The organism is Paraburkholderia sp. SECH4 (genome assembly GCF_030511745.1).
In the GTDB taxonomy this organism is placed as follows: Bacteria; Pseudomonadota; Gammaproteobacteria; order Burkholderiales; family Burkholderiaceae; genus Paraburkholderia; species Paraburkholderia madseniana.
The window spans coordinates 1-6,563 of record NZ_JALOCP010000088.1; the positions used below are offsets into that span (position 1 = coordinate 1).

Sequence of the window (6,563 nt, forward strand, 5' to 3'; positions counted from 1 at the left end):
TGTTGATTCTTGGTACCTATGGCGTGGTGTTGCGTTGGTGTGGTTTTTCCGATTTTTGTTATATTTCAACGGGTAAGGCGGCCGACTTACCCACAGGATATCCACTTTTCAGGTATTTCCTGTTGCGCGACCGTAGCACCAGTATTTGTTGCGTCAGTGGCTCTCCGAGGGCGCAACAGGGTGAGGCAAGGCAACGTGATGCTGCCAGACTTGGTGTTGCGTTCCCGCCGGGCCCTTGCTTCCGACTTCGGGTCGGCTTTTCGGTTTCACACCCAGCTCCCACAGCATGTCGATGTTCCTGAGATACGTAGCGACGTTCTCGGCCGAACTGTGGATGATCGAAGGTTCGTGGCCGTCAGCGCTGTTGACTTTCGCTGACCATGGGTCCTCCAGGTTTTGGCAGATGTCGTTGATATCGTCGCGATACTGCTCCAGCGTTTCCGGGTCCCAACTCTGCATAACATCAGGGGCCAGCAGCACCGACAGCGTGCCTTTCCGCTCGCCGATATACCGTACCGGCGCGAGCAGGCCACTGATGTAAAGCACCATAATCGCGTCGATCACGCGGTCGTCATGATCCTCATCCCAGATGACGGCGAAGTCGAGGAACGCGCAACGTTCGAGCCGGTTCATAAATTCGTCGTGCCAGAGCGGTGCCCGCAGGACAGAGTAGTGGGTTCCCCGGCCGAGATTGCCCACGGGGCGCGTCTCGTCGTGCAGGGTCTGGAAGAAGGGGCAGTAGGACATGTGACGCTCCTTTCGGGAGAGAGGCGGCTTCCGCCGCGGAACCGCAGCCCTTTTCGTGGCTGAGGGAATCGGATCGTGCAAACATTATTCCGCCACGCTGAGCGTCATCGCCGCTTTGTTTCTCTCTGGCGGGTCGGGCTCTGTGCCGGCATTGGAGATACCGCTGCCTCAGGTATCGCGCCAAGCTCCGCAAGTTTGTCGCGCGCGTCGCGATACTGTTCATAGAATCTGGCCCACTTGCTGAAGCCGCCCAGTTCGCCGACGGCGCGCAGCATCGCGAGGTGGGAAGCCGTCAGCAGTTGCACGCTGGCTTCGAGTTCGGTGATCCGGATGTCCTTGTCGGCGAGCGATGTCGCGGTATCGACGCCGGACCGCCTGGCAACGCGGCCGCGCCAGCTTCGGTACTCGGCCTGCCGCTGCTGATATTCAGCGAGCAGCTTGCTCCGCGATTCGCTGCGCGTAATTGACGATGCTGCGTTGAGGGACGGGTGCAGCCGCGCGACAGCGCGAGCCGTGATGTCTTCATCATCGGCAAGCAGCGTTTCGAGAATCTCACGCATCTGGTCGTCGCCGGACGGTGTAGTCTGGTTAGGTTCAGTCATCAAGTACTCCACGTTCCCGGGGCAGTGACAGGTCAACGCCGTCAGGGAAGGGGCGTTCGCCCGGTAGCGTCGCGAGAAGCTTCTGTACGCCGGCCAGCCGCTTTTCCGCGTGGTCGTGCTGGTTCTTCCAGCCAATGCTGGTCGATGGCCTTTCCCTGATCGTCTCCAGGGCGAGCTTGAACTTGCCCTCGAGCCGGATCAGGTTCTGCCGATTCTCCGGCAGATCGGCTGCCGAGAGATGGCGGCAGTCCGCGAAGCATTCGAGATGTTTGGGGCAGGGATCGACAGTAAATGAGTTCAGGCAATGCCCGTACGGCGTGGCATGGAAGCCGTCCGCTTCGGCGCGCAGGTACTCGTACGCGGCGGTGTCACCCGCGGTTGCCTGGATGCGCCGGAAGGCATCGACGATCGGGCCGTTGGCCTTACCACCCTTGATGAGTCTGGCAACCGTGCTGGCTTTCTCGCCGAGCATGATCTCGATGTCCTGCGCGATTTCAATCTGGTCGAGATCCTCAGCCAGGCTGCGGTGATCGTACTCGTAGCTCTGCGCGACGCTGCGCCGGTTGAAGCGTTTGGAGATGATGGTGTCAGCGACGCCCAGGCGGAACAGCTCCGTGTTTTGCAGGTGACGCAGCATGTGCGATTCGATCTTTAATGTCCGATCCTCGTCAGTCTCCCCGTATTTTTCAAACAGGGTTGGCAGATGCTTCTTGTCGCCCAGCGCCTGCCCGATGAACGTCGGGTCGGGCCGATTGATGGCCATGTAGCGAGTGATATCGCAGAGCCCGTCGTTTCGCTCCTCAGGCAGCGAGCGCTTCGGCTGAACGAACAGGAACTCCCACGGTTGAACGAATCCGGTCGCCAACGGTAATGGGGCGGTGTCGGAGACCTTCGTCGGTATCGTGGAGCGGATGTAGTCTTCCAGCTCGCCGACGTGCAGACAGGTGTTATGCCAGCCCATGCGCTCGCGGTCCCCGATGACCTTGCCGTCGGCACGACGGAAGCGCAACGCAATCTGCCCGTCGCGCATTTTGTCCAGCAAGCGTTTCCCGAACTGATATACCGCCATATCAAGCGCGAGCTGGCCACTTTGCTGCCTTTTCATCTGATGGCGGTACAAGTCGGTGAGTACCGATGGATCGAAGTTTTCGCGATAGCGCACGATGAACGGCTCCCGTTCCATATCCAGCCAGAACGGGTTGCCCATCAGTCGCGTATACACTTCCGTGAAGGGCACAACATCATTGGTCCGATACCACGGCAGGAGTCGCCCCGTTTCGCACTGCAGCTTCAGCGTCGCGCGTAGTGGCTCTGTGAGCTTCGCCACATGATCAAGCGTCTCGGTTAGCAGGGCCCGGAACATGTCGGGCACAGGCTGCGTGTTTTCACGCAGAACAGCACTATCCGACTCGTCCTCCTGCTGTTTTTCCCCGAAGTGACGAGCCATCAGAGATGTCGAGATGCCGCCAGCTTCGCCGGCGGGACGTCCCTTGGAGTCCAGATAGGTCCGCTCCCGTTTCCAGTCGACCGGAAGGAGCGCAGCCTCGCCGGCTCGGAAGCCAGTGACGATCATCGTGCGTACTGCGGCGAACCGCAGATCGTCCATGAACGTGCGCGGCTTTTCGGTCATCACGATGCGTGTCAGTTCCCAGAACGCACGGCGCTCCGGCAGCCGCTCAGCCCGCTTACGCGCCTCCAGATCGGCGCGTAACCCGTCCCGCGACCAGGTATGCTTCGCCTTGATTGCGCTTTTCGTCCGCATACGCGCGACGTCGAGCGTCGGGTACAACTGTCCAGCATCGCAGATGTGCTGCGCATCAAGTACAAGCTTGATCACTCCAACCACCAGATCGCCCAGTTTCCCTGTGGCCTGGATCGCTTTTCCGATGCGTACGGCCAGATGCAGGTCGTCAGCGGTCAAGCGGCACGGCTCCTTGTCCACACACGTTGCAATCACGCGCAGCGGACGCGCGATGCACTGCGAGACATATGCAGCGGTGTTCCGTTTGAACAGCAACTGCTCGGCGACCGCGGCCTTGATGAGGTCCTGCCACGCGGCAGATAGCGGGCGCTTGCCGAGTGGCGTCAGGTCACGCTCGACACGCTCTGCATTGACGATCGCCAACGCCTTCACATCAGGCCCGAGGTCTCGCAGGTAATGGGCCGGCGGTGGCACGTCGCCTGCACTGACGGTAAGGTTCCAGCCGACGCCGTCGCGTGCGGCGCCTGTTTCGTCGAGAGGCATGTCCCATGACAGGCCCTTTTCCCGAACCAGTGTTTTGCCCAGTTCAATGAACGCGCAGTAGTGTGGGTTCATCGGTTGTCGCCTTCCAGTTCTGCGATGACCGCCTGTATCTCGGCGATCGTGCGTTGCAACTGCAGGTAGGCCGGCGATCTGGCGTCGCCGCGAGAGCTCTGATCGAAGAACACGACTACTTCCCGCATGTCAGCCAGCACGCGCTCATGCATCGCCTTGTCGTATAGCGGCATGAACTTCCTGCATCCATAGCAGGACGTGATCGGGTTGTAAGGACAGGCCGGCTGTCCCGAAGAGCATCCGCCGATACCTGCAATCGGAATGCCGTGAGGCACACCCGCGATCTGTTGCTCACCTTTGAGAAGGGTGAGCTCTTCCGGGGAGATGAACCGGTCATGCGCAATTTTCGCCACGCGCCGGTATATGTCCGATGCGCCGAGAGCGCGGTTGACCCGTTCCGCGTGGGAGGCCGATGTCGCGTAGTACACGAGCCCCGTTTGCACATGCGAATGGCCCATAAACTCAGCGAGCTCCTCGTGACTTGCGCCGGCGTCGACGAGCCGTTGCGCCGCAGTGTGGCGAAGGTCCGTGGCCGTGCCGAGATCGTCAGAGCCGATCAGTCTCCTCACCAGCGCGGCGATCCGGGTTCCAGCTTCGTAGCTCGATTCGACTGCAAAGAAACGCGCAGCACCAGCCAGACCTTCAGCGTGTCGCCGTGCATTCAGCGCAACGAAGATCGGAGCCCATTCACGCTTGACCCGACGTGTGAGCGGCTTTCTCTTCGAGTCGCTCTGCTGCTTGGCCATGTGGAAGCTCAGATGGACAGTCGGCGGTCCGTCTGGCGCGTCCTGCCAGATACGTACATTTCGCATGGTCAGCATCGCGATCTGGATTGGGCGCATGGCGAACTGGTAAGCACACAGCAACATGCCTGCATCACAGACATCGTCGTGTGCCGGGGATGTATCCACGGGCGACCTAAGCGCTGCAGCCATGTCATCCAGATATCGTACGATCGCTGCCTCTTCGTCCGCTCCCAGAAACACGTCACCAGACCGGACCCCGGCATAGGCATCGCGTGCTGGCAAGGGAAGGGTGGTGGTGATGTAGGTTTCGTAGGTATCGGACCAGCTTCGCAATCGGTGACGGCATAAGAGGCGAAGCAACGCCTTCGCCAATATATAGACCGCAAGAGGCATTTCGCGTACGCGCAATCTGGCCCAGACCGGCGCAATCCCGATGGGACCAGCACAAACGATATCGATGACGTCGTCGAGCGCCAAATGCGGAGCAGCAACCAGATAGTTTGCCGCGGTCGATACGCTGAGATCTTCGCCCAGCAGGAACAGGAAGACGTGTTTCAACAGCAGGGCGTGATTTCCCGCAAAGCGCCTGAAATCAATCCTGATCGTGCGTCCGTTGATCGCCAATTCGAAGACGAACTGACCCGCCGGGTCCCGGATCGAATGCTGCACGTCATCGAAGTCGTCGTAATAGCGGATGACCGGCGGCAGCATGGGTAGCGCGGCTACAACCTCATCAATGACGTCATCGGCAGGAAGCCGCCCCGCAAACAGGCTCGACTGGACTGGTAGCTTGCCCATATCAGATCCTCGCGGGCAAGGCTCGCAGCAGTGCGACCCGGTCATCGAAGGCGTTATTCCAGACGCCCGCCAATCGATCCTCGAACACAGCGCGCGCATACCGGGACGGCATAGCCGATGTCTTTGACCAGCCGAAGAACGTCCGTAGCTTCTGGAGCGCTTCCTCCATCGGATCACCGCGCTCCAGCAACTGATGGAGCCGGACTTGGGCACACGTATGGCGCAAATCGTGCGGCGTAACGGCATCCTTGCCAGTCCGGTCCTTCAATTCGGCCAACACCTCGACCGGCAGGCAGCGCGAGATCTGCGCAAATACCTTTGTCAATGTTTCAGTCGACAACGGCGTATCGGCCTGGGAGTTCAACAGGAACGAGTGATCGGGCCGGCCCCGATAGTTTTCGACATAGCTTTGCACCGCGCTGGCTGTCAACTCGCTGACCGGCACCTGGCGGATCGACTGCACAGTCTTGATGCTGGGCTTTGAATAGCGAGGGTCGTCGCCGGATTCCTCGTAGGCGTTTTCCTGCACATTGAGCCAGTACCGCGTCCGTCGTTGCTTGTGATCGTAGGCACATTTCACTGCGTCAGCCGCAAGCAACAGAACTTCGCCGCGCCGCAAACCCTGGTGCAGCATCAGCACGAATGCGACGAAGACGCGCCAGCGCGTCTTGTCACGTCCAAACGGATTCTGAGGAGATTTCGGATCAAGCAGCGCGTACAGTGCTTCAACGGTACGCGCGGGCAATGAGCGGACCGTCTCCACCGCATTGTCCTTGCGGACATGGAGCTGGCTATAAAGCATGGAAAGCCGGTGCAGTCGCTGCTCGATGCGCTGAAGCCGATCATCACCGGTCTGACTCTTCGACAGCCAGGTCACGACCGCCGTCACAAAGCCAAGGCCGGCCTGCCAGCGCTTTTCGTCGGCACCGGTCACCACCGACTGATTTCGAATGGAGACGAACCAGGATTCGAGAATCTGGGCCAGCACGCCGTCGTCGAGTTCGGCCAGCGCATTATCCAGCGCATTGGGGCCACGGAGACGCTCCGCATGTTGATACAGATCCTCCAGATACCGCAGCTTCTTCGCATGGGTGGAATCCGCCAGCTGCGAGGCCGACATAGCCGACCAGACTGCAGCCCAATATCGCGGCACGCCAACGTCGTCGACCAGCACCGGACCACGAAGCGTCGCTGGAACCGCGACGCCGAACAATTGATGAAACACTGGGATCGCCCACAAAAACACGCAACGGGCGAAGATACCATTAATGGGGACAGATGTTGCCAAAAAACTCAGCAGAAACCTGACCGGACGCAACACTCTCAAACATACCAGTCCTGTTGATAATTTAT

General features: G+C 59.9%; 5 protein-coding genes. All 5 read right to left on the bottom strand.

What is annotated here, in order from left to right:
- Nucleotides 1–153 precede the first annotated feature (153 nt).
- The gene (locus tag M0D67_RS41570) at nt 154–747 is read right to left on the bottom strand and encodes a hypothetical protein (RefSeq protein ID WP_266243540.1); all 594 of its coding nucleotides are present in this window, start codon (nt 745–747) and stop codon (nt 154–156) included.
- A 104-nt stretch (nt 748–851) separates the two neighbouring features.
- Complete coding sequence (locus M0D67_RS41575; RefSeq protein WP_266243542.1) at nt 852–1,349, bottom strand: hypothetical protein; 498 nt, start codon at nt 1,347–1,349, stop codon at nt 852–854.
- Complete coding sequence (locus M0D67_RS41580) at nt 1,342–3,666, bottom strand: hypothetical protein (protein ID WP_266243544.1); 2,325 nt, start codon at nt 3,664–3,666, stop codon at nt 1,342–1,344. Before M0D67_RS41580 ends, M0D67_RS41575 begins: the two co-directional genes overlap by 8 nt.
- A complete protein-coding gene (locus M0D67_RS41585) occupies nt 3,663–5,210 on the bottom strand; it encodes a tyrosine-type recombinase/integrase (protein ID WP_266243546.1) in 1,548 nt (515 codons plus the stop codon). The genes M0D67_RS41580 and M0D67_RS41585 overlap by 4 nt, the downstream gene beginning before the upstream one ends.
- A gap of 1 nt (nt 5,211) precedes the next feature.
- Nucleotides 5,212–6,563: site-specific integrase (locus tag M0D67_RS41590; protein WP_308112635.1), on the bottom strand; the 1,352-nt coding region annotated here is incomplete at its 5' end.